23 protein-coding genes are annotated in these 25,237 nt (G+C 65.3%); 12 read left to right on the top strand and 11 right to left on the bottom strand.

Annotated features, from left to right (window positions below; translation table 11 throughout):
• The first annotated feature begins 114 nt into the window (after nt 1-114).
• Nucleotides 115-2,922 carry a phosphoenolpyruvate carboxylase gene (gene ppc / locus QJT82_RS07050; RefSeq protein WP_028338736.1) on the top strand — a complete coding sequence of 936 codons (2,808 nt, stop codon included), beginning with the start codon at nt 115-117 and terminating at the stop codon, nt 2,920-2,922.
• Nucleotides 2,923-3,056: 134 nt separating this feature from the next.
• On the opposite strand, the gene QJT82_RS07045 is transcribed toward ppc, so the two are convergent.
• The 4 genes from QJT82_RS07045 to QJT82_RS07030 all read right to left on the bottom strand — a co-directional run bounded on the left by QJT82_RS07045 (nt 3,057) and on the right by QJT82_RS07030 (nt 6,921).
• Nucleotides 3,057-4,169: an SMP-30/gluconolactonase/LRE family protein gene (locus QJT82_RS07045; RefSeq protein WP_155258338.1), complete on the bottom strand. Its 1,113-nt coding sequence runs from the start codon at nt 4,167-4,169 to the stop codon at nt 3,057-3,059.
• 170 nt (nt 4,170-4,339) lie between these two features.
• A complete protein-coding gene (locus tag QJT82_RS07040) occupies nt 4,340-5,254 on the bottom strand; it encodes an SDR family oxidoreductase (RefSeq protein ID WP_028338734.1) in 915 nt (304 codons plus the stop codon).
• A 109-nt stretch (nt 5,255-5,363) separates the two neighbouring features.
• Nucleotides 5,364-6,503 (bottom strand): thiolase, encoded by a 1,140-nt coding sequence (locus QJT82_RS07035; RefSeq protein ID WP_028338733.1) that lies wholly within the window; start codon nt 6,501-6,503, stop codon nt 5,364-5,366.
• A gap of 4 nt (nt 6,504-6,507) precedes the next feature.
• Nucleotides 6,508-6,921 (bottom strand): Zn-ribbon domain-containing OB-fold protein, encoded by a 414-nt coding sequence (locus QJT82_RS07030; protein ID WP_016841161.1) that lies wholly within the window; start codon nt 6,919-6,921, stop codon nt 6,508-6,510.
• Nucleotides 6,922-7,151: 230 nt separating this feature from the next.
• On the opposite strand from QJT82_RS07030, the gene QJT82_RS07025 reads away from it, so the two are divergent.
• The 10 genes from QJT82_RS07025 (at nt 7,152) to QJT82_RS06980 (ending at nt 16,746) form a co-directional block, all read left to right on the top strand.
• Nucleotides 7,152-8,399 carry an amino acid ABC transporter substrate-binding protein gene (locus tag QJT82_RS07025; protein ID WP_028338732.1) on the top strand — a complete coding sequence of 416 codons (1,248 nt, stop codon included), beginning with the start codon at nt 7,152-7,154 and terminating at the stop codon, nt 8,397-8,399.
• A gap of 45 nt (nt 8,400-8,444) precedes the next feature.
• Complete coding sequence (locus QJT82_RS07020; protein ID WP_028338731.1) at nt 8,445-9,368, top strand: branched-chain amino acid ABC transporter permease; 924 nt, start codon at nt 8,445-8,447, stop codon at nt 9,366-9,368.
• Nucleotides 9,361-10,281 carry a branched-chain amino acid ABC transporter permease gene (locus QJT82_RS07015; protein ID WP_028338730.1) on the top strand — a complete coding sequence of 307 codons (921 nt, stop codon included), beginning with the start codon at nt 9,361-9,363 and terminating at the stop codon, nt 10,279-10,281. The genes QJT82_RS07020 and QJT82_RS07015 overlap by 8 nt, the downstream gene beginning before the upstream one ends.
• A complete protein-coding gene (locus QJT82_RS07010) occupies nt 10,271-10,999 on the top strand; it encodes an ABC transporter ATP-binding protein (protein WP_028338729.1) in 729 nt (242 codons plus the stop codon). The genes QJT82_RS07015 and QJT82_RS07010 overlap by 11 nt, the downstream gene beginning before the upstream one ends.
• Nucleotides 10,989-11,708, top strand: coding sequence for an ABC transporter ATP-binding protein (locus tag QJT82_RS07005; protein WP_051447711.1), 720 nt, complete (start codon nt 10,989-10,991; stop codon nt 11,706-11,708). Before QJT82_RS07010 ends, QJT82_RS07005 begins: the two co-directional genes overlap by 11 nt.
• A 93-nt stretch (nt 11,709-11,801) precedes the next feature.
• Nucleotides 11,802-13,151 (top strand): amidase, encoded by a 1,350-nt coding sequence (locus QJT82_RS07000; RefSeq protein ID WP_028338727.1) that lies wholly within the window; start codon nt 11,802-11,804, stop codon nt 13,149-13,151.
• Complete coding sequence (locus QJT82_RS06995) at nt 13,144-13,830, top strand: DUF2848 domain-containing protein (protein ID WP_028338726.1); 687 nt, start codon at nt 13,144-13,146, stop codon at nt 13,828-13,830. The genes QJT82_RS07000 and QJT82_RS06995 overlap by 8 nt, the downstream gene beginning before the upstream one ends.
• A 249-nt stretch (nt 13,831-14,079) precedes the next feature.
• Entirely contained in the window at nt 14,080-14,823 is a 744-nt protein-coding gene (locus QJT82_RS06990) for a 2OG-Fe(II) oxygenase (RefSeq protein WP_028338725.1), read from the top strand.
• A gap of 13 nt (nt 14,824-14,836) precedes the next feature.
• Nucleotides 14,837-15,490, top strand: a complete 654-nt coding sequence (alkB, locus tag QJT82_RS06985) for a DNA oxidative demethylase AlkB (RefSeq protein WP_028338724.1) — start codon at nt 14,837-14,839, stop codon at nt 15,488-15,490.
• Nucleotides 15,491-15,531: 41 nt separating this feature from the next.
• Complete coding sequence (locus tag QJT82_RS06980) at nt 15,532-16,746, top strand: MFS transporter (protein WP_028338723.1); 1,215 nt, start codon at nt 15,532-15,534, stop codon at nt 16,744-16,746.
• A 5-nt stretch (nt 16,747-16,751) separates the two neighbouring features.
• On the opposite strand, the gene QJT82_RS06975 is transcribed toward QJT82_RS06980, so the two are convergent.
• The 6 genes from QJT82_RS06975 to hpaH form a co-directional block, all read right to left on the bottom strand.
• On the bottom strand, nt 16,752-18,380 hold the full coding sequence (locus QJT82_RS06975; protein ID WP_028338722.1) for a thiamine pyrophosphate-dependent enzyme: 1,629 nt from the start codon (nt 18,378-18,380) through the stop codon (nt 16,752-16,754).
• Between the two features lie 25 nt (nt 18,381-18,405).
• A complete protein-coding gene (locus QJT82_RS06970; RefSeq protein WP_259244364.1) occupies nt 18,406-19,275 on the bottom strand; it encodes a fumarylacetoacetate hydrolase family protein in 870 nt (289 codons plus the stop codon).
• 176 nt (nt 19,276-19,451) lie between these two features.
• The gene (gene hpaD, locus QJT82_RS06965) at nt 19,452-20,435 is read right to left on the bottom strand and encodes a 3,4-dihydroxyphenylacetate 2,3-dioxygenase (RefSeq protein ID WP_028338720.1); all 984 of its coding nucleotides are present in this window, start codon (nt 20,433-20,435) and stop codon (nt 19,452-19,454) included.
• Nucleotides 20,436-20,542: 107 nt separating this feature from the next.
• Nucleotides 20,543-22,087: a 5-carboxymethyl-2-hydroxymuconate semialdehyde dehydrogenase gene (gene hpaE / locus QJT82_RS06960; protein WP_028338719.1), complete on the bottom strand. Its 1,545-nt coding sequence runs from the start codon at nt 22,085-22,087 to the stop codon at nt 20,543-20,545.
• A complete protein-coding gene (locus QJT82_RS06955) occupies nt 22,080-22,478 on the bottom strand; it encodes a 5-carboxymethyl-2-hydroxymuconate Delta-isomerase (RefSeq protein ID WP_028338718.1) in 399 nt (132 codons plus the stop codon). Before QJT82_RS06955 ends, hpaE begins: the two co-directional genes overlap by 8 nt.
• 21 nt (nt 22,479-22,499) lie before the next feature.
• Nucleotides 22,500-23,306 (bottom strand): 2-oxo-hept-4-ene-1,7-dioate hydratase, encoded by an 807-nt coding sequence (gene hpaH, locus QJT82_RS06950; RefSeq protein WP_212054377.1) that lies wholly within the window; start codon nt 23,304-23,306, stop codon nt 22,500-22,502.
• A gap of 110 nt (nt 23,307-23,416) precedes the next feature.
• On the opposite strand from hpaH, the gene hpaR reads away from it, so the two are divergent.
• Entirely contained in the window at nt 23,417-23,950 is a 534-nt protein-coding gene (hpaR, locus tag QJT82_RS06945) for a homoprotocatechuate degradation operon regulator HpaR (RefSeq protein WP_028338716.1), read from the top strand.
• A gap of 25 nt (nt 23,951-23,975) precedes the next feature.
• Here the strand turns inward: hpaR and QJT82_RS06940 are convergent, their stop codons facing one another.
• On the bottom strand, nt 23,976-24,971 hold the full coding sequence (locus QJT82_RS06940) for a GntR family transcriptional regulator (RefSeq protein WP_028338715.1): 996 nt from the start codon (nt 24,969-24,971) through the stop codon (nt 23,976-23,978).
• Nucleotides 24,972-25,237 lie beyond the last annotated feature (266 nt).

The following is a 25,237-nucleotide window of genomic DNA, read 5'->3' as shown; positions in this document are numbered from 1 at the left end:
GACGACGGCAGTGGTGCACCGCCACCAAGTTCATCTTGCGCTGCGGCAAAAAAAGCGCACACTCGGGAGGAGCCGGGCAGCCTCCGGAGTAGCGAAGCCATGTCTCCCCAGGTAATGCCTCCCCAGACCATGCCGTCCGAGACGGAAATCCGCGCCAAGCGTGCCGCAGAGGTCAGCCTTCTGGAAGCGACTGCGCAGGAGGAGGATGCGCGGCTCCGGAACGACATCCGCCTCTTGGGGCGCGTCCTCGGCGACACCGTGCGCGACCAGGAAGGGGCCGACGTATTCGACCTGGTCGAGCGCATCCGCCAGACCTCGGTCCGATTTCATCGCGACGAGGACAAGCTAGCGCGGCGGGAGCTGGAGGGCATCCTCGACGGCATGTCGATTGCCGAGACGCTGCAGATCGTCCGCGCCTTCAGCTATTTCTCCCACCTCGCCAACATCGCTGAGGACCAGAACAACATCCGCCAGATGCGCAGCCGCGGCCCGAGCGGAGCGCCGCGGCCGAGCACGCTGGAACAGACGCTGGTGCATGCCCGCCAGGCCGGCATCAGCCCGGCCGATCTGCGCAGCTTCTTCAGGAGTGCACTCGTCAGCCCGGTCTTGACCGCGCATCCGACCGAGGTCCGCCGCAAGAGCACGATGGACCGCGAGATGGAGATCGCCGATCTGCTCGACCGCCGCGAGCGGTTGCAGATGACGCCAGACGAGAGCGACGCCAGCGACGAGCAGCTGCGCCGCGCCGTGGTGACGCTGTGGCAGACCAATCTGTTGCGCCGGACCAAATTGACCGTGCTCGACGAGGTCGCCAACGGCCTGTCGTTCTACGACTACACCTTCCTGCAGGAAGTGCCGCGGCTGCATTGCGCGCTGGAGGACCGCCTGAACAAGGAGGGCGGCGAGGCCGGTGAACTCGCATCCTTTCTCAGGATGGGAAGCTGGATCGGCGGCGATCGCGACGGCAATCCCTTCGTCACCGCGGAGGTGATGCGCGGCACGCTGCGCCTGCAGTCGAGACAGGCGCTCAACTTCTACCTCGAGGAGCTGCATGCGCTTGGCGCCGAATTGTCGCTGGCGGCGCATCTCGCCGACGTCTCGGACGAGCTGCGGAGCCTCGCCGAGCGTTCGCCCGACACCTCGCCGCATCGCAGCGGCGAACCGTATCGTCTGGCCGTATCGGGCATCTATGCAAGGCTTGCGGCGACGGCCTCTCGGCTCGAGGTCGAGACTACGCGGCCGCCGGTCGGCAAGGCCGAGCCGTATGCGAGCGCCAAGGAATTCCAGGCCGATCTCGACGTGCTCAACCGCTCGCTGATCGCGAACAATTCCAGCGTGATCGCGCGCGGCCGGCTGCGGCTGTTGCGGCGGGCGGTGGATTGCTTCGGCTTCAATCTGGCGCGGCTCGACATCCGCCAGAACTCGGCGGTGCACGAGCGCACCATCGCCGAGCTGTTCGATACCGCCAATCCAGGGATGTCCTATCTGGCGCTCGGCGAGGACGCCCGCGTCAGCCTGCTGCTCGCCGAGCTGCGCAATGCACGGCCGCTGGCCTCGCCCTTCGTGAAATATTCCGAGGAGACCCAAAGCGAGCTCGCCGTGTTCCGTGCCGCGGCCGAGGCGCATGCCAGGTTCGGGCCGGAAGTGATCTCCCAATGCATCATCTCGATGTGCCAGGGCATGTCCGACATGCTCGAGGTCGCGGTGCTGTTGAAGGAGGTCGGGCTGGTCAATCCATCCGGCCGCAGCGCCGTCAACATCGTGCCGCTGTTCGAGACCATTGAGGATCTGCAGGCCTCCAGCGGCATCATGGACCGCATGCTGGTGCTGCACGATTATCGCAAGCTGGTCGACAGTCTCGGCAGCGTGCAGGAGGTGATGCTCGGCTATTCCGACAGCAACAAGGATGGCGGCTTCGTCACCTCGGGCTGGGAGCTCTACAAGGCCGAGATCGGCCTCGTCGAGGTGTTCGAGCGCCACGGCGTGCGCTTGCGATTGTTCCACGGCCGCGGCGGTTCGGTCGGCCGCGGCGGCGGGCCGAGCTATGACGCGATCATCGCGCAGCCCGGCGGCGCCGTGAACGGCCAGATCCGCATCACCGAGCAGGGTGAGATCATCTCGTCGAAATATTCCAATGCCGAGGTCGGCCGCAGCAACCTGGAAATCCTCGCCGCGGCGACGCTGGAAACCAGCCTGCTGCAGCCGCGGCAGAGCGCGCCGCGCCCCGAATATCTCAAGGCGATGGAGGAAATTTCCGCGCTCGCCTTCAAGGCCTATCGCGGCCTCGTCTACGAGACCGAAGGCTTCGCCGATTATTTCTGGGGTTCGACCGTCATCAACGAGATCGCGACGCTGAACATCGGCAGCCGCCCGGCCTCGCGCAAGAAGACCCGCGAGATCGAGGACCTGCGCGCCATCCCGTGGGTGTTCTCCTGGGCGCAATGCCGGCTGATGCTGCCGGGCTGGTATGGCTTCGGCAGCGCGGTCGAGAGCTGGATATCCGGGCATCCCGAGCAGGGCATGGCGTTCCTGCAGGAGCTCTATCGGGAATGGCCGTTCTTCCGCACACTATTGTCCAACATGGACATGGTGCTGGCGAAGAGCTCGATCGCGATCGCCTCGCGCTATGCCGAGCTGGTGCCCGACGTCGCGTTGCGCGAGAAGATTTTTGGCCAGATCCGCCGCGAATGGCACCTGTCGATCGAGACGCTGCTCGACATCATGGGGCACGACCGGCTGCTGCAGGGCAACCCGCTGCTGGAGCGCGGCATCCGCAACCGCTTCCCTTACATGGATCCGCTCAATCACGTGCAGGTGGAGCTGCTCAAGGAGTATCGCGCGCAGAACCCGGACGAGCAGGTGCTGCGCGGGATTCAGATCACGATCAACGGGATCTCGGCGGGGCTGCGGAATAGCGGCTAGCTACGTTGTCGTCCCGGCGAAGGCCGGGACCCATAACCACGACCGGAGTGTCGTGAACGATGTGGGCCCCAGCTTTCTTCAACAACCAACTGCAGTGGTAACGGGTCCCGGCCTTCGCCGGGACGACGGTTAGATCAACAGTTATGCGCACCCCTGGTCTCGACATAGACCGCGTAGAGCGACTGGCTTGCGGTCATGAACAGGCGGTTGCGCTTCTTGCCGCCGAAGGTGAGGTTGGCGCAGGTCTCCGGCAGCAGGATCTGGCCGATCCGCTGGCCGTCGGGCGCAAACACCTGCACGCCGTCATAGCCCGGTCCGACCCAGCCGGCGCCGACCCAGATATTGCCGTCGACGTCGACACGCAGGCCGTCCGGGAAGCCTGACTTGCCGTCTAGCGTCATGTCGATCAGCGTGCGCGGGTTGGAGAGCTTGTCGCCGTTGAGGTCGTACTGCCAGACGATGTTCTTGGCGTTCGGGTAATGCGTGGTGCCGGTGTCGCAGACATAGACCTTCTTGTAGTCGTGGCTGAAGGCGATGCCGTTCGGCTTGAACGGCTCGTCGGCGACCTTGGTGATCTGGCCGGTCGCAGCATCGATGCGATAGACCGCTTCCTTCTGGTAGGGCTGCTTCGATCCGGTGTTGGCCAGTTGGCCCTCATAGATCGAAATCGCGCCATAGCCGGGATCGGTGAACCAGATCGACTTGTCGTTGGGATGCACGACCATGTCGTTCGGCCCGTTGAGCTGCTTGCCATTGGCCTGCTCCGCCAGGGGCGTGACGGTTCCGTCGTGCTCGTAGCGCACCAGCCGCGTGCGCTCGGCGGTGATCTGGCGGCCCTCGAAATCGAAGGTCGAGCCGTTGGCCTCGTTCGACGGCTTGTGGAATTGCTCGGAGATGTGGCCGTCATCGTCGAGATAGCGCAACTGCCGGTTGGCCGGGATATCGCTCCAGACCAGATACTGGCCCTGCGCGTTCCAGGCCGGGCCCTCCGCCCACAGGCAGCCGGTGTAGAGCCGCTTGATCGCGGTGTTGCCGACCTTGGCCTTGAAGCGCTTGTCGTCGATCACGACGATGTCTGGATCGGGATAGCGCTGCGGTTCCGCGTTGGGGCCGAAGTCGCGCGCTGCGGCATCGGATGCGGCCATCGCGGTTGCAGCAAGCGCGGTTGCGCCGCGCAAGATTGTCCGACGGTCGAACGCCTTCGCACCGTCGCCCTCGTGTTTCTGAATGTTGCTTGGATTTGTCACGAAAGTCCTCCCAGGCTTTTTTGTTATCGGGAGGACGATCATACCCCCGCAATTCTGGCACAATGCGGGCACGCCATGATGAAACAACCAAAGAGTGTGTCGCCCCCGCTGTTTCGCGGAGGCGACTGGTTCATAAAACTGTCAGATCGGATCGGAGGATCAGATCAAGTTCAGATCGGATCCCAGGTGAAGACGTCGGCCGAGCGGTCGAGCTTGGCGAACGATCCCTTCAGCGCCGGCATGCCGTGTTCGGCAATGGTCTCGGGCGTCCAGCCTTCGCCGCGATGCACCGAGCGCACCGGACGATGCTGGCCGAACAGGAAGATCTCGTTCATGCGCACGCCGAAGATCTGTCCGGTGACGTCCTTGGCCGCGTCCGACAGCAGATAGGCGCAGACCGGCGCGATCTTCTCCGGGCCCATCTGCTTGATCTTCTCGACGCGCGCCTTCTCGGCGTCGGTCTCGGTCGGGATGGTGCCGATCATGCGGGTCCAGGCGAACGGCGACACGCAGTTCGAGCGCACGTTGAAGCGGCCCATGTCCAGCGCGATCGATTTCGACAGGCCGACGATGCCGAGCTTGGCGGCGGCGTAGTTGGCCTGGCCGTAATTGCCGATCAGGCCGGACGTCGAGGTGAAGTGCACGAACGAGCCTGACTCTTGCTCGCGGTAGATGCGTGCCGCGGCGTGGCTGACATAGAACGAGCCCATCAGATGTACCTTGATGACGGCCTCGAAGGCTTCCACGCTCATCTTGTGGAAGATCATGTCGCGCAGGATGCCGGCATTGTTGACGACGCCATCGAGCCGGCCGAAATGGTCGGTCGCGGTTTTCACGATCTTGCTGGCGGGGATCGCTTCCGCCACCGACTCGAAATTGGCGACCGCGGTGCCGCCCCGCTTCTTGATCTCCTCGACCACCTCCTCGGCGGGCGCGGCGCTCGAGCCGCCGCCGTCGGCGGCGCCGCCGGGATCGTTGACCACGACCTTGGCGCCTTCCGCCGCGCAGAGCAGCGCGATCTCGCGGCCGATGCCGCGGCCCGCGCCGGTGACGATGATGACTTTATCCTGCAGTGATTTTGCCATGTCGGTTCTCCTGGTTTGCTCTCCGTCATTCCGGGATGGTGCGAAGCACCAGACCCGGAATCTCGAGGTTCCGGGTTCGCGCTTCGCGCGCCCCGGAACGACGGAGCTGTTACTTCTCGTTCGTAAAGATGATCGTGCCACTTGCGGCGAACATGCCGCCGACGCCGTGACAGACCGAGATCTTCGCGTTCGGCACCTGCGCCGGCGCGATGCCGCGCATCTGCCGCACGCTCTCCTGCAGCGCGTACATGCCGTACATTCCGGAGTGCATGTAGCTGAGGCCGCCGCCATTGGTGTTGAGCGGCAGCTTGCCGCCGGGGCGGGTATTGCCGTCGGCGATGAACTTGCCGGTCTCCTCGTACGGCATGAAGCCGAGGTCGCCGAGGCCGTAGAGCGGCAGATGCGCGAAGGCGTCGTAGATCATCAGATGATCGACATCCTTGTGGGTAATGCCGGCCTCCTTGAAGGCGAGGGGGCCCGCCACCTTGAAGGCGCGCGATGAGTCAAACGTCTTCATCTGGCTGACCATCGGCGTCTCCACGCTCTCGCCGGTGCCGAGAATGTAGACCGGCTTGTTCGGAAAATCCTTGGCGCGGTCGGCCGAGGCGAGGATCAGCGCGCCGCCGCCGTCGGTGACAAGGCAGCATTGCAGCAGCCGGAACGGATAGGCGATCATCCGCGAGTTCAGGACGTCGGCGACCGTGATCGGATCCTTCATGGTCGCGCGCGGATTCTTCGCCGCCCATTCGCGCTGCACGACGGCGACCATCGCAAGCTGCTCATGCGTGATGCCGTGGGTCTTCATGAAGCGCAGCACGGGAATCGGGAACATGCTCGGCGGCCCGTAGACGCCGAACGGCGATTCGAACTGGCCGTTGAGGCTGTCGGGCGCGGTAAAGCGCGGCTGCTTGCCGATCATCGACTTGCCGCTCTCGGCATGGGTGATCAGCACGGTCTTGCAGAGGCCGGCCTCGATCGCGGCGGCGGCGTGGCGGACATGCAGCATGAAGGAGCAGCCGCCGACCGAGGTGCCGTCGACCCAGGTCGGCGTGATGCCGAGATAATGCGCCATTTGCTGCGGGGTCTCGACCGCGGTGGCGAAGCCGTCGATGTCGGACAGCTTCAGGCCGGCGTCCGCGATCGCATTCAGCGCCGCGTCCGCGTGCAGCTGGATCTGCGACATGTTCGGGATGACGCCGAGTTCGGTGGTTTCGGCCGCGCCGACGACGGCAACCTGGTTCCTGCGCATCACATTACCCCTTTGCCGGACGGAACAAGGGAAGGGTGATCTTGTCGTCGAGCGCCTCGAAGGCGACCTCGAGCCGCATGTCGAGCTCGAGCGCTTCCGGCGTCTGCGGACAATCGATGATGTTGCTCATCATGCGCGGGCCTTCGTCGAGCTCGACGACCGCGATCGCATAAGGCGGCGTGAAGCCGGGCGCTGCGGGACGGTGGTTGATGACGTAGCTGTAGAGCTTGCCCTTGCCGCTGGCCTTGAAGATCGAGACCTTGCGCGAGGCGCAGGAGGGGCAGAACGGCCGCGGCGGAAAGTAGACATTGGCGCAGGCATCGCAGCGCTGCAGGCGCAGCTCGCCGGCCTTGGTGCCATCCCAGAAATGCTGGGTCTCCGGTGTCGGCTTTGGTTTCGCGCGCGCGGGCTCGGCCATGTCTGATGTCTCCTCCCGAAATTGTTACGATCTTGATGCGACATTGAACCAAGGCCCGTCAACGGTCCATCCATGCTCCGCGCAGCGGCCTGTGTCCCGCGCATGCCGCATATTCCGCCCCTCGCACAATTGCTAAGGCCGCGATGCTTGTGTCGCTCCGATCCGGCGCGTAGAAGGGCCGCGTCCAAGATACGTCAAGACACGTTCAAGATAGCCGGGAGGAACATATCATGCTGAGGATCATCGGCGCGGCACTCGCTGCCAGCCTCGCATTTGCTACGCAGGCAATGGCCGCCGACGCACCGTCGGAGATCAAGATCGGCACGCTCTATGCGTCGTCGGGGCGCTACGCCTCGATCTCGATGCCGGTCTACAGCTCGTTGAAATTGTGGGTCGAACAGAAGAACGCCGAGGGTGGCGTGTTCGTGAAGGCGTTCGACAAGAAGATCCCGATCAAGCTCGTCTCCTATGACGACCAGAGCAACACCGCGACCGCCGCGACGCTTTATAATCAGCTCGTCACCCAGGATAAGGTCGACCTTCTGGTCGCCGATTCCGGATCGGTGCTGACGGCGCCCGCGGTCGCGATCGCGCGCGACCACAAGATGTTCCTGTTCGACCAGACCGGTACCGGCGCGAGCTTCTTCTCCAAGGACAATCCCTACATCGCGCTGATGGCCGATCCGGTGTCGACGGTGTGGCCGAAGCCGGTCGCTGACTTCATCAGCCATGACGGCCTGGGCCTCGGCATCAAGAAGGTCGCCATCCTCTATTCGACCAACGAGTTCACCGGCACCCAGGCCAACGCGTTCCGCAAGTTCGTCAAGGAGTCCGGCGCGCCGATCGAGATCGTCTATGACCAGGGCGTTCCGACCGAGACCACCAACTACAACGTCATCATCAACAACATCAGCAACGCCAATCCGGACGCGGTGATCCATTTCGGCTATGCGCCGAACGACATCGCCTTCCTGCGCAACGTCCAGGACGTCGGCACCAAGTTCAAGATGCTGTTCGCGATCTATGCCGGCCTCGAGACCGAATTGCTCGAGAAGAATGTCGGCGCCAAGGGCCTCGAGCACATCTGGACCTATGTGCCGCCGTCCGAATTGGACTATCCCGTTAATTTCGGGATGAACATGAAGGATTTCCGCGCCGCCTGGACCAAGAAGTACAACGACGGCAAGATGGAGTTCGGCTTCAACGCGGTGGCCGGCTACACCACCGCGCTGGTGATCGAGAAGACGCTGTCGGTTGCGACCAGCCTGGACCAGATGGAGCTGCGCCGCGCGGTGTTCTCGCTCAGCGGCCAGCTCAAGACGCTGGACGGCACCTTCGCGCTGGACGAGACGGGCGGCCAGATCGGTGAATTGACGCCGCTCGGCCAGCTCACGGTCGACGAGCACGATCACATCAAGTTCGTCTCGATCTATCCGCACGAGACCGCCACCGGCAAGCCGATCTATCCGGCGCCGTGATGCAGGTGAGTGCGGCGGGCGTAACCTTCGGCGGCGAGCGGTAGCATGACCTATGCGCTCGTTGCCGGCGTGCTGTTCGGGCTGTATTTCAGCCTGGTCGGCATCGGTCTCAATCTCGTGTTCGGCGTCATGCGCATCGTCAACCTTGCGCATGGCGACATCCTGATGCTCGGCGCCTTCATCGCGCTCGGCGTGGTCGGCATCGCCGGCATCGACCCGCTGTTCGCGGTGCCGCTCGCCTTCGTGGTGTTTGTGCTGGTGGGCGTGCTGCTGTACTGGGTGCTGGTGCCGCGGCTGCAGGGCTCGGCCAATCCGGAAATGCTATCGATCATCCTGTTCTTCGGCTTGTCGCAGGTGATCGAGGCCGTCACCACGATCTTCGCCGGGACCAGCGAGCGCTCGATCCAGAGCCGGCTGCTGGGCACCGTGTTCACGACCATCAAGGTGAAGTGGTTCGGCGGCAAGGCGGGCGGCGCAGGGCCGATCCAGATTTTCGGCCAGGGCTTTCCTGCGCCCTGGGTGATCGCGGCCATCACCAGCCTGATCGCGATCGCGCTGGTCTACCTCTATCTCTATCACACCCGGCTCGGCACCCTGACGCGCGCGGTGATGTCGCGGCGCGACGAGGCGTTGGCGACCGGCATCGATGTCGATCGCGTCTCGGCGGCGGCGTTCGGCATCGGCCTCGGGATCGCGGCGGTCGCCGGCGTGTTCGCGCCCTTCATGTTCGGCTCGGTGACGCCGGCGTTCGGCGCCGACGCGACCGTGACGTCGTTTGCGATCGTCGTGCTGGGTTCGCTCGGCAATCCGCTCGGCACCGCGCTCGGCGGTGTCGTCTACGGTCTCTGCTACATGCTGGTGCAGACCTATCTCAGTTCCTGGGCCGACCTGCTGCCCTATGTGTTGTTGATCGTGATCCTGTTGTTGCGCCCGAGCGGTCTGCTCGGAAGGCGGGTGCGCGTTGCATAGTGCATCGAAGCACCTGCTGTTCATCCTGGCGCCGTTGGTGGTGGTGTTCGCACTGCTGCCCGGCGTCTATCAAAACCATCTGCTGCTGTTCAACTTCGTGATCTTCCTGATCCTCGCGCAGGGCGTGAACATCATCTATGGCTTCACCGGCTATCTGCCGTTCGGCTATGTCGGCTTCTTCGGCGCCGGTGCCTATGGCTTCGCCATCATGGTGATGCATCTGCAGATGCCCGCACCGCTCGCCGTGCTGGTCGGCGGCGTCGTGGCGGTTGCGCTCGGCCTGTTGCTGACGCCGCTGCTGCGGCTGTCGGGCGCGTATTTCGCGATCGCCAATCTCGCGGCCTCGCTCGCGGTGCTGCACTTCGTCGCCAACCCGGCGCTGGAAGGCATCACCAAGGGCCCCTACGGCGTCTCGCTCACCGGCACCTTCAACCCGACCCACGCCTACTATGCCGCCGTCGTCGTGATGGCGCTGACGGTCGGCGCGGTGGTCTATCTGAAGAACTCGCCGTTCGGGCTGGCGCTCCAGGCGGTGCGCGAGGATGCGGTGTCGGCCTCGATGGCCGGCGTTAATATTGTGAAGATGCGGGTGATTGCCTGGCTCGCCTCGGCGCTGGTCGCCGGCCTCGCCGGCGGCATCTACGCCTGGTACGTCTCGGTGTTCTATCCGGACAACGTGTTCTCCGGCGAGTTCAGCATCTTCGCGATCGTGTTCGCGCTGTTCGGCGGCGTTGCCACCATCACCGGCCCGATCGTCGGCGTGCTGATCCTCTACGGCATCTACAATCTGATCGGCTTTACCACGCCGCAATATTTCCAGCTGATCTATGGCCTCCTGATCATGGGCCTGGTGCTGTTCCTGCCCGCAGGACTGGTGTCGCTGGCAACCCGCAGGGGGTGGCATGTCCCCTGAGAAAACCCCGATCCTCAAGGTCTCGAAGCTGGTGAAGCGCTTCGGCGGTTTCCATGCGCTCGACGGCCTCAGCTTTCACGTCGTGCCGGGCGAGATCCTCGGTTTGGTCGGCCCGAACGGCTCCGGTAAGACCACGGCGATCAATGTGATCTCCGGTCTCTATGCGCCCGACGGCGGCGAGGTCGTGTTCGACGGTGCGTCCGCCGGCGGCGTCGCCTCGCACAAGCTCGTTCACCGCGGCATCAACCGCACCTTCCAGGTGCCGAAGCCGTTCCTGTCGCTCACGGTGCGCGAGAACATCCAGGTGGCGCTGGCCTATGGCGGCGCGACCGGTGCGCCGTCGATCGCCGAACTGCTCGAGGATTTCAGGCTGAAGGAGGTTGCCGACCGTCCGGCCGCCGATCTCAACAGCGCCCAGCAGAAGATGCTCGATCTGACCCGCGCGCTCGCCACGCGGCCGCGGCTGCTGCTGCTCGACGAACTCGCGGCCGGCCTCAACCCGGCGGAACTCGACTGGATCGCGGGGCGCATCAAGGTCTTGGCCGCGACCGGCATGGCGATCATCGTGGTCGAGCATCTGATGGGCTTCATCGAGCAGATCACCGACCGCGTCATCGTGCTCAATGCGGGCAAGGAGATCTTCGAGGGCACGTTGGCGACCGCGGTACGCGAGCCGCAGGTGATCGAGGTATTTTTGGGAGGCGAGCATGCCCACTGATGCGGTGCCGCTTCTGGACACCAGGGGCGTCGATGCCGGCTACGGCACCATGCAGGTGCTGTGGGGCGTCGATCTCGACGTCCGCCCCGGCGAGACCGTGCTGCTGCTCGGCGCCAACGGCGCGGGCAAGACCACGTTCCTGAAGTCGCTGGTCGGCCTGATCGAAGCCCGCAGCGGCCACATCAAGCTCGGTGGTGAGGACATCACCAGGATGCGCTCGTCGGACCGCATGAAGCGCGGCATGACCTACATGTCGGAGCTTGCGGTGTTTCCCGACCTGTCGATCGAGGAAAATATCCGCGTCGGCGCGCAGGCGCTGGGCCATGCCAACCCGGGCGCGCGGGTCGACGAATTGTACGGCCTGTTCCCGGTGCTGCGCGACAAGCGCCGCGATCCGGCGTCCAGCCTGTCCGGCGGTCAGCGCAAGATGCTCGGCATCGCCAAGGCGCTGTCGGCCGAGCCGAAGCTGCTGGTGATGGATGAGCCCTCGGCCGGGTTGTCGCCGCTGTTCGTCAAGGAGGTGCTGCGCGCCTTGTCGAGCCTGCAGGGCCGCGGGCTGGCGCTCTTGATCGCCGAGCAAAATATCGGTTTTCTCGAGATTGCCACCCGCGTATTCGTGCTGGAAGGCGGGCGGATCCGCTTCTCCGGCACGGTTGCCGAGATGAGCGGCAATGAAGAGCTGCACCGCGCGTACTTCGGATTGAAGTGATGCGAGGTCGGGGGCTGGCACACACTGGAAATCCGCCCCAGTTCGCGCAACAATCGGTGCAAGCCATGAAGTGCAAGCCGTGAAGTGAAAGCCATGCCCAAGAATCCGACACTCGCCTCCCTTGCCGCCGATCTCGCCAGCGGCGCGACCTCTGCCCGCAAGCTCGTCGAGCAGTGCATCGCCAAAATCGCTGATCCCTCGGGGGAGGGCCAGCGCACCTTTATCCATGTCGACCGCGACGCCGCGCTGGAGGCCGCCGATGCCATGGACCACCTGCGCAAGGCCAATGCCGCGCCGTCGCCCTTTGCAGGCATTCCGGTCTCGATCAAGGACCTGTTCGACATCAAGGGGCAGGTGACGCGCGCCGGCTCCCGGGCGCTGGAGGATTCGGCGCCGGCGGATGCCGATGCACCGGTGGTGGCGCGGCTCAAGCGCGCCGGCTTCGTCGTGATCGGCCGCACCAACATGACCGAGTTCGCCTATTCCGGCATCGGCATCAATCCGCATTACGGCACGCCGAAGAGCGCCTGGAACCGGAGCGTCGGCCACGTGCCGGGCGGCTCGTCCTCGGGGGCGGCGGTCTCGATCGCCGACGGCATGGCGTTCGGCGCGCTCGGCACCGACACCGGCGGCTCCTGCCGGATTCCGGCCGCCTTCAACGGCATCGTCGGCTACAAGCCGACGCAACGCCGGATTCCGCTCGATGGCGGCGTGCCGCTGTCGTTCACGCTCGACAGCTACGGCCCGCTGGCCAATTCGGTGGCCTGCTGCGCCGCGCTCGACGCGGTGCTCGCCGACCAGCCGGTGACGCCGCTCACGCCGCGCCCGGTCAAGGGCATGCGGCTCGCGGTGCCGACCACGGTCGCGCTCGACGACCTCGATGAGGCCGTCGCGAAAACCTTCGAGCGCGCGCTTGGCGCGCTGTCGCGCGCCGGCGCCTTGATCGATCGCATGGAGGTGCCCGAATTGCTCGATGTCGGCGTCATGAACACCAAGGGCGGCTTTGCCGCCGCCGAAAGCTATGCCTGGCACCGCTTCCTGCTGACCAGCAAGGGCGACATCTACGATCCGCGCGTCGCGGTGCGCATCCAGCGCGGCGAGGGCTTCCCGGCCGCCGACTATATCGATCTGCTCAACGCGCGCCGCTCCTTCATCGCGCGCACCGAGAAGCGGATCGCGCCCTACGATGCGATGGTGCTGCCGACCACGGCCAACCTGCCGCCAACGATCGCCAGCCTCGCCGACGACAAGGCGTTCGCCACCGAGAATTTGCGCGCGCTGCGCAACTGCACGCTGATCAATGTGCTCGACGGCTGCGCGATCTCGCTGCCCGCGCATCGCGAGGGCGAGGCGCCGGTCGGCCTGATGCTCGCCGCCGCGGGCGGTTCGGATCGGCGCATTTTCGAGCTCGCTGCCGGAATGGAGACCGTGATCCGTGTTTGATCTCACCTTCAATGTCGACGACAAGGGCGTCGCCACTCCGCTCACACTGGAAATCAGGCAGGCCGTGATCGCCGGCTGGACCGGCCGCGATCCGGTGGCGCGCGACAAGCATATCGCCGAGCTCGAGGCGCTCGGCATCGCACGGCCCGCGACCACGCCGATCTACTACCGCTGCTCGGCGCGCCGGCTCACCTTCGCCGATGCCATCGAAGTCTGCGGCGAGGATTCGAGCGGCGAGGTCGAGTTCGTGCTGATCGGCTGGCAGGGCCGCATCTTCGTCGGATGCGGCTCCGACCACACTGACCGCAAGGTCGAGAGCTACAGCGTCACGGTGTCGAAGCAGATGTGCGACAAGCCGATGGCGTCGGAGCTCTGGGAGCTCGAGGATGTGATTGATCACTGGGACCAGCTCGTTCTGCGCTCCTGGGCCACAATCGGCGGCCAACGCGTGCTCTACCAGGAAGGCACGCTGGATCACATGCTGCCGGTGAAGGACCTGATCGCGCGCGGCTTCGACCAGGGTGCGCTGCCCGACGGCTGCGCCATGTTCGGCGGCACCTTCGCCGCCAAGGGCGGCATCCGCCCGGCCAGCCGCTTCGAGTTCGAGCTCGAAGACCCGGTGCTGAAGCGGAAGATCGGCCACGGCTACGATGTGGTGACGCTGCCGGTGAGGGGCTGACCTTTCACCGCGCACCGCTGCGTCAGAGCCGACCGAGACCTCTCCACGCGTCGTCCCTGCGAAAGCAGGGACCCATACGCCGCGGCCTTCGGAAAGGGCACGCGGCCAGACGGCTTTCGAACAACCAGCAGCTGTGGTTATGGGTCCCGGCTTTCGCCGGGACGACACCGCAATTGTGGCGGCGTTCTCGGCATATTTCGATCGGAAATCGGGTGGCGCGGGCCGCAATCAGGGGCCAGATTCCGTCCCATGACAGCAACAGCCAAAACAATCACCCGTCCACCCACCGGTATCCCGGCCCGCGTCGACGCGCTCGACTGGGACCGGATCACGACCGATCTCGACGGGCTGGGCTGCGCCGTCCTCAACGGCTTGCTGACGCCTGAGGAATGCGATGCCATCGCGGCGCTGTATCCCGACGACAGCCAGTTCCGCAGCCGGATCGTGATGGGCCGCCACGGCTTCGGCCGCGGCGAGTATAAATACTTCTCGTATCCGCTGCCGGACCTGATCGCGGAGCTGCGGCCGGCGCTCTATGCGCGGCTGACCGCGACAGCCAATCGTTGGAACGAGACGATGGGGATCGAGATCCGATATCCTCCGTCGCATGCGGCGTTCTTGAAGCGCTGCCATGATGCCGGACAGACGCGGCCGACGCCGCTGCTGCTGCAATATGGCGAGGGCGACTACAACTGCCTGCACCAGGACCTCTATGGCGAGCACGTGTTTCCGATCCAGGTCGCGATCCTGCTGTCGCAGCCGGGGCGCGATTTCAGCGGCGGCGAGTTCGTGCTGACCGAGCAGCGGCCGCGGATGCAGTCGCGCCCTGAGGTGGTGCCGCTCACCAAGGGCGATGCGGTGGCCTTTGCCGTGCATCATCGCCCGGTGCAGGGGACGCGCGGACCGTATCGTGTCAATCTGCGCCACGGCGTCAGCCGGATTCGCTCCGGCCACCGCCACACCGTTGGTGTGATCTTCCACGACGCGAAGTGAGTGCGAGAGAGGCGTGGCCGCTGATCTGTTCGAGACAATTGGCGATGCACGGCCGTCGCGCGAGACGATCGCGGATGGCGCGGTGCTGCTGCGCGGCTTTGTCCGGCCGTTCGAGGCCGAGCTGATCCCGGCATTGCGTGTCATCATCAAGCAGGCGCCGTTCCGGCATCTGATCACGCCGGGCGGCCACCGCATGTCGGTGGCGATGACCAATTGCGGCAGCCTCGGCTGGGTCTCCGATCCCAGCGGCTATCGCTATGATCCGATCGATCCCGACTCGGGACAACCCTGGCCTGAAATGCCGGAGGTGCTGCGCAGGCTTGCCGCCGGCGCCGCTGATGAAGCCGGCTTCACCGGCTTCGCGCCGCAGGCCTGCCTGATCAATCGCTACGTCGCCGGCGCAAAACTGTCGCTGCATCAGGACAAGGACGAGCTCGACTACCGCGCGCCGATCGTGTCAATCTCGCTCGGGCTGCCGGCGATCTTCCTGTTCGGCGGCCTGAAGCGCAGCGATACGCCGCGCCGCTATCGACTCGAGCATGGCGACGTTGCGGTGTGGGGCGGCCCGTCACGGTTGTTTTATCACGGCGTCGCACCGCTCGCCGACGGCGAGCATAGCGTGCTCGGCCGCCAGCGCATCAATTTGACCTTCCGCAAGGTGCGCTGACTCCCCTCCCGCAAATCGGGCCGGTGGTCTAGACTTGGCTCATGACCACCAAGGCCGACCGCGCCGTCAACCGCACCGGCGTCTATCTCGCCGTGCTGCAGCTCGTGTTCACGCTGGGCTGGACCACCTATCTGATCTATCTGCCGAAGCTGTGCGCCGATGTCGGCATCGCGCCGGCGACCGTGATCCTGATCCTGATGATGGATCAGGGCATCTTCACCATCACCGACACGGCGATGGGCATGGCCGCCGACAGGATTTCGAGCCTGGTCGGCCGCCTTGGCTTGTTCGTCGGCATCCTCGCCGCGATCTCCTGCGCCGCCTTCATCGCGCTGCCTTACGTCGCCGGCACCGGGCCGGGGGCAAAGGTCTGGCTGATCGTGTTGATCGTGATCTGGGCCGTGACGTCGTCGGCCTTGCGTGCGCCGCCGCTCACGCTGCTCGGCAAGTATCGCGCGCAACCCTCGGTGCCGTTCCTCGCTGCGCTGGCGATGCTGGGTTATGGCATCGCGGGCGCGGTCTCGCCCTATCTTGGCGTCGTGCTGCGCAACCAGGATGCGCGGCTGCCGTTCGTGCTGTCGGGCGTCGTGCTGCTGCTGACCGCGCTGGCCTTCTCGGGGATCGAGCGCCGCATCGCGGCGGAGGCGCAGCCGGCGCGGCTTGCGCCCCCGGCCAAGCGGCTCGGCGCGGTGCCGATGTTTTTGATCGGATCGATGGTGCTGCTCTCGCTCGGCTATCAGCTGCACTTCAACATCAACAGCGCGCCGTTCTATTTGCGCTTTGCCAGGCCGGGCGATTTGCAATGGCTGATGCCGGTGTTCTGGATCGGCTTCAACATCGCGATGTTTCCGGCGAGCATTGTCGTCAAGCATCGCGGCGGCCTGATCGTGATGGGCATGGCGGGGCTGCTTGGCGCATTCGCGATCGTCGCCGCGGAGATCGCCGGAAGCCTCAATGGCCTGATCGTGGCGCAATTCATGGCGGGGGCCGCTTGGGGCTGCATGCTGATGAGCGCGGTGTCCGCGGCGCTTGCGATCGGGGAGACCGGCGCGGAAGGCAAGGTCACCGGCCTCGTCTTCTCGGCGCTGGCGCTCGCGACCTTTGCGCGGATGGCGGCCGTCGCCGGCGGCCTGCAGAAGATGCCGGACTACGCGCCGCTGGTGCACTGGGCGCCGGTCGCCTGCTGGTCGGTCGCCGGCGCCGGCCTGCTCGTGATCGCCGCGTCACGGCTGCAACGCGGCGCGAAAGCCGCCTAGCTAGACTAGTTGTTCCGCGCCGGGTGGATGAACGCCCAGGGGCTGACTTCCGAATCCGTCGGCACTTCCACCGAGATTACGTAAGGCCCGCCGTCGGCCAGCGCCTTCTCCAGCACGGGGCGGAAGTGATCGGGCGAGGTGACGCGCGCGGCGCCGACGCCGAAGGATTCTGCAAGCTTCACGAAATCCGGATTCACCAGGTCGGAGGCGACGACGCGGCCGTCGAAGCGCTCGCGTTGGTCGCGGCGGACATTGCCATAGGCGTTGTTGTTGAAGACGAGCGTCACCACGCCGATCTTGAACTGCACCGCGGTGGCGAGTTCCTGCACGCCGAACATGAAGCCGCCGTCGCCTGATATCGCGACCACCGGCTTGTCCGGGTTGGCGACCTTGGCGCCGAGCGCGGTCGGGAAGCCCGAGCCGAGCGTGCCTTGATAGCCCGAGGTGACGAAGGTTCGCGGCTCATAGATCGGAAAGCCGTACCAGGAGGCGAAACCGACCTGCGACAGCTCGTCGGTGACGATGGCGTTGGCCGGCAGCACCTCGCGCAGGATCTTCAGATACGCCATCTGAGGCTGGATGCGCTGGATTTCCTGCTCGGTAGCCGCGGTCGCCTCGCGGATCGCGGCGCGACGGCCGGAGGTCTTGCGGTAGCCCACCTTGCGCACGGCGGCGACGAGATCGGCGGTGCCGGCCCTGGCGTCCGCGATCACACCGGCATCAGCCGGCCAGCGCCGCAGCTCGACCGGATCGATGTCGATGCGCACGCATTTCAGTCCGGCCGGCTGGTAGGGCCAACGCGACATGGTCGGCAGCTCGAGGCGCGTGCCGATGCCGATCATCAGATCGGTCTTCGGCCAGAGCTTGTAGGCCGAAGCCATGGTGAGCCCGAGTTCATGCGCGTTGGAGACGATGCCGCGGCCGCTGCGGAATGCGACGACCGGCGCGTCGATCATCTCGGCCAATTCGAGGATTTCCTCGCGCGCCTCGATGGCGCCGCTGCCGACGAAGATCATCGGCGCCTTGCTGCCGGCGATCAGGTCGGCGGCGGCCTTGATGCGGTCCGGGTCGGGCTGCGGCGCCGGCAACGGATCGAACGGGTTGACGGGCGCGACCTGAGTGCGCTGGGTGAAGACATCCCACGGCATCTCCAGCGAAGCCGGGCCGCGCCGGCCCGACAGCATCTCCTGGAACGCGCGCGACACCAGCGCGGGCGCGTTATCAGGGTATTCGATCCGGTCGGCCCATTTCACGAAGGTGCGCAGCGTCGCGAGCTGGTCCGGCATCTCGTGCAGATGGCCGCGGCCCTTGCCAAGGAATTGCGTCGGCACCTGACCGGTCAGGCACAGCACCGGCTCGTTGCAGCCGAATGCGGTGAGCAGCGCCGCGGAGGCGTTGAGCACGCCGGGGCCGGGCACCACGCTGAACACGCCGGGCTTGCCGCTGGAGCGCGCATAGCCGAACGCCATGTAGCCGCAGGCCTGCTCATGCCGGGCGCCGATCACCTTGATCTGGGCCTGGTGGAAGGCATCGAACAGGCCATAGATCTGCGCGCCGGGCAGGCCGAACACAGTATCGACGCCGTGGGCGACGAGGCCGTTGACGATCGCTTCGCCGCCGGATGTTGAGGTCATGGCACTGTCCACTTTGCTTTCGAGGTTAGGTGGCTTCGTCGACGACGCTGTTGCGCAGAATGCCGACGCCTTCGGCCTCGACCTCGACGACATCGCCGGGCTTCAGATAGCGCGGCGGATCGAATCGCGCACCTGCGCCGGTCGGGGTGCCCGTGACGATGATGTCGCCGGGAGCCAGCGTCGTAAAGCTCGAGATGTAGTTGATGAGGTAGCGGAAGCCGAAGATCAAGCGCGAGGTGCGGTCGTCCTGGCGGGTCTCGCCATTCACCCGCGTGGTCAGGTGGATATCGGCGATCTGTGCTTCGCTGGTATAGGGCACGATCCACGGGCCGAGGCTGCCGGTGGAATCGAAGTTCTTGCCCTGGGTGACGTTGAACTTGGCGTGGCGCACCCAGTCGCGGATGGTGCCTTCGTTGCAGAGCGTGATCGCGGCGATGTGATCGAGCGCGGCGCTCTCCGCAATGTGCCGGCCGGCCTTGCCGATCACCAGCACCAGCTCCCCCTCATAGTCGAGCTGCGGCGAGATGCGTGGCCGCACCACGGGCGTGTTGTGGCCGACGAAGGAGCGCGGCACCCGCAGAAACATGCTGGGATACTTCGGCGCGTCCGAGCCGTCCTTGTATTCGGCATTGCGGTCCGGGTAGTTGACGCCGATGCAGATGATCTTTTCCGGCGCCGGGATCGGCGGCTGCCACGCGACTGCGTCGAGCGCATGGTCGGGCGCGCGCCTGGCGGCATCCTCCACGAGCCTGCTCAGCGCGCCGGCGGCGATTGCTTCGCGTAGCGTCGGATAGTCCTTGAAGCGCGACGAGAGGTCGACGATGCCGGTGTCGGTGACGGCGCCATAGCTGGTGGCGCCGTTGGCGGAATAGGTGGCGAGGCGAGGGGCTGACATCGGAAATCCATTCATTGGTGTCGTCCCGGCCTAGTGCGCAGTTGCGCACGGGGGCCGGGACCCATACGCCGCGGCCATCGGAATGGGTACGCGGCCAGACATTCTTTCGGCAACCCTATTCGGTGGTTATGGATCCCGGCTTTCGCCGGGACGACGAGGGGATGGAATCTTGTTCACTAGTCCGCAACCAGCACGTCGGCGACGAAGCGCGGCTCGCGCACCGCCTGGCCGGCGAAGGTCGAGCCTTCCTCGAACCAGGAGCGCGGCGCCGGCGCGCCCCACAGCGTCTGGCGGCGCGGATCGCGCAGCGACCAGCGCAGCGGCTCATGGTCGTGATCGCCGGTGAAATAGTCGCTGGTGTAGAGCTCGATGCGGTGGCCGTCGGGGTCGCGGATGTAGAGGAAGAAGGCGTTGGAGATGCCGTGCCGGCCAGGGCCGCGCTCGATGTTCTTGAGGAAGCCGGAGGAGGCCATCACGTCGCAGAGATGCACGATGTTCATCGCTGTCGGCACCCAATAGGCGATGTGGTGCAGGCGCGGGCCACGGCCGTTGGTGATGGCGAAGTCGTGGACGTTGCCCTTGCGGTGCATCCAGGCGGCAGCGATGCGGCCGTTGTCGCCGTCCTCCTCGGCATATTCGGTGAGGCGGAAGCCGAGCCGGGCGTAGAAGTCGACGGTGTCCTGAACCTCGGCGGCGAACACGTTGAAATGGTCGAGCCGCTGCGGATGGCAGCCCTTGTAGAGGTCGTAGCGCCGCAGCAGATGCGGGCGTTTCTCCATCGTGGCGTAAAGCTCGATCTGGAAGCCGAACGGATCGGTGAATTGCAGCGTGCGGCCCTGGAACGGCTGGTCGACGAAGGCGTAGGCGATGCCGTTCTCGGAGAAGAAGGCAGCGGCCTTGTCGAGGTCGCCGTCATTGCCGACCTTGAAGCCAAGCCGGTTGCAGGCCGCTTTCGGCGCCTTGCGCAGCACCACCGAGTGATGCTGGTGCTCCTCGCTGGCGCGCAGATACACCGACTTGTCGTCGCGGTCCTCGATGTGGAGGCCGACCGTCTTCTCGTAGAAGGCGGCGCTCTTGTCGAGATCCGTGACGTCGAGCACGGCATGGCTGCAGCGGATGATGTTGAACGGCGGATCGAAAACATGCGTCGGAACGGGCATCGGTGTTTCCCCTCAATTTTATCGTCATTCCGGGGCTCGCGAAGCGAGAACCCGGAATCTCGAAGTTCCGGGTTCGACGCTGCGCATCGCCCCGGAACGACGGCTGGCTAAATTCCCAGTTTCTGAATCTTGTGCGTCCCACGCGCGAGCGAGACGTGCTTGGTTTCCATGTAGAAGTCGAACGAATAGTCGCCGCCGTCGCGGCCGATGCCTGACGACTTCATGCCGCCGAACGGGGTCGGCAGATGGCGGACGTTTTCCGAGTTGAGCCAGATCATGCCGGCTTCCAGCGCATCCGCCACCCGCAGCGCGCGGCCCATGTCGCCGGTCCAGACATAGCCGGTCAGGCCGTATTGCACGCCATTGGCGATCCCGATGGCCTCAGCCTCGTCCTTGAACGGGATGACGGTCAGGAACGGGCCGAACACCTCTTCCTGCGCGACGCGCATCTTGGCGTTGGCGCCGGTGACCAGCGTCGGCTGCACATAGTGGCCGCCGCCGGGGCCGTCATGCGGCTGGCCGCCGACTGCGATCGTCGCGCCGTCGTTCTTGGCGACGTCGAAATAGCTGCACACCTTGGCGAGATGCCGCTCATGGATCAACGGCCCGATCTCGGTTGCGGGATCGAGGGGGTGACCCACCTTCAGCGCCTTCACGCGTTGGGTCAGTTTCTCGATGAACTTGCCGGCGACGCTCTCCTGAACCAGCAGCCGGCTCGACGACGTGCAGCGCTCGCCATTGAGCGAGTAGATCATGAACACGACCGCATCGAGCGCGCGGTCGAGATCGGCGTCGTCGAATACGATCACCGGGTTCTTGCCGCCGAGCTCGAAATGCACCCGCTTCAGGGTCGGTGCGCCCTGCGCCATGATCGCCGAGCCCGTCGCGCTTTCGCCGACGAAGCCGATCGCCTTGATGGCGGGGTGCTCGGTCAGCGCCTTGCCGGCCTCTTCGCCGAAACCATGCACGGTATTGAGCACGCCGTCGGGGATGCCGGCCTGTTTTGCGAGTTTGACCAGCAGATCGGCGGTTACCGGCGACCATTCCGCCGGCTTGTGCACCACGGTGCAACCCGCGGCGAGGGCGGGTGCGATCTTCCAGGTCGAGAGCATGAACGGCGTGTTCCACGGCGTGATCACGCCGACCGGGCCGATCGGCACGCGGGTCGAGATGTTCCAGTGCTCTTCCGAGGGCGTGTTGAGGCCGTCGCGGGCCTCGCCGCATTTGTCGGCGAAGAAGCGGAAATTCTCCGCGGCGCGGATCGCGGCCTTGGCCATGAAGCGGTGCGCCTGGCCGGTGTCGATGCATTCGAGCACGGCGATGTCGTCGGCTCGCGCCTCGATCGCATCGGCGACGCGATGCAGCAGCTTGCGGCGCTGCGCCGCCGGCATGTCCCGCCAGGCCTTGAAGGCCTTGGACGCCGTGGCCGCGGCACGGTCGATGTCTTCGGCATTGCCGCGTGCGACCGTGGCCAGCACCGTGCCGTCGATCGGCGATTTCGTCTCGAAAGTCTGCCCGGAGGCCGCAGGCACGACCTTGCCGTCGATCACATGGCCGATGCCTTCGGCTTTCAAGCTTGCAAGCAGCGGGCCGGCGCGATCGCGGTTGGCCTGGAATACGTCGGCTGACGATTTCGGGGTGGCTTTATCCATTGACCGTCTCCACCTTCAGTGCGTCGTGGATGTTGTTGCGTTTCCAGCTGGTGTCCTTGTCGTTGATCTGCATGTCGAACGACAACGCGAATTTGCTGTTGGCGAAGACCGGATCGAGATGAGCCGAGAGCGCGTTGAAGATGTGCTCGCCGGCCTTCTTGCGGGTGGCGAGATCGCGGCCTTCGCCGAGCCGCAGCACCATGTCGAGGAAGCCGTAATTCTTGCGGCCGTCGGCGATCGCATAATGCTCGCATCTGACGGCGCGGACGCGGATGCCGCCGAGCGGGAAGATGCCGGTCTCGACCGCGGCCTTGCGGACCAGTTCGACCGTCGCGCCCATGTCGACGAGATCGTCGAGATTGGCGGAGTATTCAAGCGTGAAATGCGGCATGCAGCGCTCCTGCTGAAGGCGTCAGGCGAAGTAGCAGCTTACGGAACCGTACGGTCCGTAGTCGGCCTGGATGGTGTCGCCCTTGCGGGTCTCGATCGGACGGATGAAGGAGCCCGCCAGCACGACCTGGCCGGCCTCCAGCGCCAGTCCGTTCGGCGCGATCTTGTTGGCCAGCCACGCCACCGCGGTCGCCGGATGGTTCAACACGCCGGCGGCCAGACCGGTTTCCTCGAGCTGACCATTTCGGAAGCACAGCGCGCCGATCCAGCGCAGGTCGGCGTCCAGCGGGCGGATCGGCCGGCCGCCGAGCACGATACCGGCATTGGCGGCGTTGTCGGCGATGGTGTCGAAGATCTTCCGCGTCGCCTTGGTCTCGGGATCGACGCGCTCGACCCTGGTATCCAGGATCTCCAGCGCCGGTACCACGAAATCGGTGGCGTTCAGCACGTCGAACAGCGTGCAGTTCGGCCCGGCCAGACGATGCTTCATCACGAAGGCAAGCTCGGCCTCGACGCGGGTGGCGATGAAGCGGTCGCTTGGCACCAGGCCGCCATCGGCGAAGAACATGTCGTCGAGCAGGATTCCGGAATCGGGCTCGTCGATATTGAGCGCGCTCTGCATCGCCTTCGAGGTCAGGCCGATCTTGTGGCCCTTGACGACGCGGCCCTGCGCCACCTTCATCTCGACCCAGGCCTTCTGAATCGCGTAGGCGTCTTCGAGGGTGATGCGGGGGTATTCCAGCGAGAGCTGGCGGATTTGCTTGCGGGTCTTTTCCGCGCCGTCGAGCCGTTCGGCGGCAGCGCGGATATCGTCCTTGGAGAGGGCCATGCGTGCTACACAAAAGTGGATGTCGGGAGATGATTAACATGTTAAGTGAATTCCCGCAAACTGAATCAAGCCATGTTGCAACGCAAAATTTCGTTGCGCAGGATTAGGTAATGGCGCGCAAAAATTCGAACGACATTCGGCCGGGGCAGAGCGACGACGCGGCGGCGCGACGGACCCCGATGCGCGAGTTCTCGCGCTCGCTGCCGATGTCGCTGCTCCGCGCGCGCGAGGCGGTGATGCGGCAATTCCGTCCGTCGCTGCGCAATCACGGGCTGACCGAGCAGCAGTGGCGGATCCTGCGCGCGCTCACCGCGGTCGACGAGATCGAGGTCACCGAACTCGCCCGCATGGCGTTTCTGCTCGGCCCGAGCCTGTCGCGAATCCTTCGCGATCTCGAGGGCCGCGCGTTGATCGAGCGCAAGGCGGCTGAGAACGACGCGCGGCGCGCGGTGGTCTCGATCTCCGCCAAGGGGTTGAAGCTGATCGAGGCGGTGGCGCCGACGTCGGAGACGATCTATGCCGAGATCACCCGGCGCTTCGGGGCGCGCAAGCTTGCCGAATTGCAGGAGATGCTGGGCGCGCTGGAAGCGAGCCTGGCCGGAATGGGCTCGGCCGATGACGCCGAGGTCGAGGCTGACGAGTAGCTGCGATCACGCGCGGCGTTCGCGCTCAGGTCATGTAGGGTACGCGCGAAATCACGTTGATGGCGCGGAATTCGGCAATCCAGCCCGCGACCTTCGAGTGGGACCATTCGATATGGCGGCGCAGGATGGCTGCCGCCGCGTCGCCGTCACGCGTGCGCAAAGCCTCGATGATCACTAGATGCTCGTCCATGAAGGAATCGATCTGCGGCGCGGTCAGGGCGACCTGGATGTGCTTGCCGATCACGAACGCGCAATGGGTGCGCTTGAGGGCTTCGATCATCTCGCGATTGGCGCCGTAACCCAGGCAGCGGATATGGAGGTCACCTTCGATCTCATCGAGTTCGCCGACGCCGACGCTGTCGCGGTGCTGGATCCCCTCGCGCAGCCGCTCCGCCATCCGGTCGAGCAGGGCGGCAGGAATCGTCGCCGTCGCGGATTTGAGGAGCAGCGGCTCGAGCGTCGCGCGCACCTCGAAGATGTCGCGGAGGCGGTCCTCGTCCAACGGCACCACGTACCAGTGCGCCTTGGCGCCCTTCTCGAGGATGCCGATCGCCTGCGCACGTAACAGCAGGTTGCGCGCCACCGTGCGCCCCACCCGGAAATGCCGCGCCAATGCGAGCTCGCTGACGCGGAAGCGTCCGAACAGCGACCGGTAAATGATCTCACGTTCGAGCTTGTAGTAGAGAGTATCCCAGGCGTCGCTGCGCACGGCGTCGACGGGGCCGTCGGTCAGCCCAAACATTTCCGGCGTGATCGGGACGCGCCGAGGGTCGACCTTGCGCTTGCCGGCGATGACGCCGCGACCGTCGAACCGGCGCACCAGGCCGATATGCTCGAGCTGTTCGAAAGCCTGCCGCACCGGAGAGCGGCTGGAGCCGAACAAGGTCGCGATCGCCGATTCGGAAAGAACCGTGCCAGGTGGCACGTCACCGGCGCGGATGTGCTTTGCCAATGCGCTCTTGATCAGCGCGTAGGCCGGCTGCTTCCGTCTGGTCTGCGATTTCGCTCTTGGAATCGACATCGATGACTGCCCGCCGGTCACACTAACACGTGATCGCGCCACGGTCGTTGGTAGCAGGCATTTACGCACCGCTGCCAGCGAACTTTTGGCTATTGCGTGCAATGTGCAATCATGGTTAGCTACGTCAAACGCCAGATCGATGGTCGTCGTTGCACGTCTTGTGCGCTGCAGCGGTGCTGATGTTTGTTCGCCGCGCCGTTCAATGGCTGCGGATAGGGCAGCAGATTGACGCGTCAGCTCGTTTCAACGCAGCCGACATGCAAGCT

The organism is Bradyrhizobium sp. Mp19, assembly GCF_029952935.1.
Lineage (GTDB): Bacteria > Pseudomonadota > Alphaproteobacteria > Rhizobiales > Xanthobacteraceae > Bradyrhizobium > Bradyrhizobium elkanii.
The sequence above is the reverse complement of the archived record's forward strand: the minus strand, read 5'-3'. Positions and strand labels throughout refer to the sequence as shown.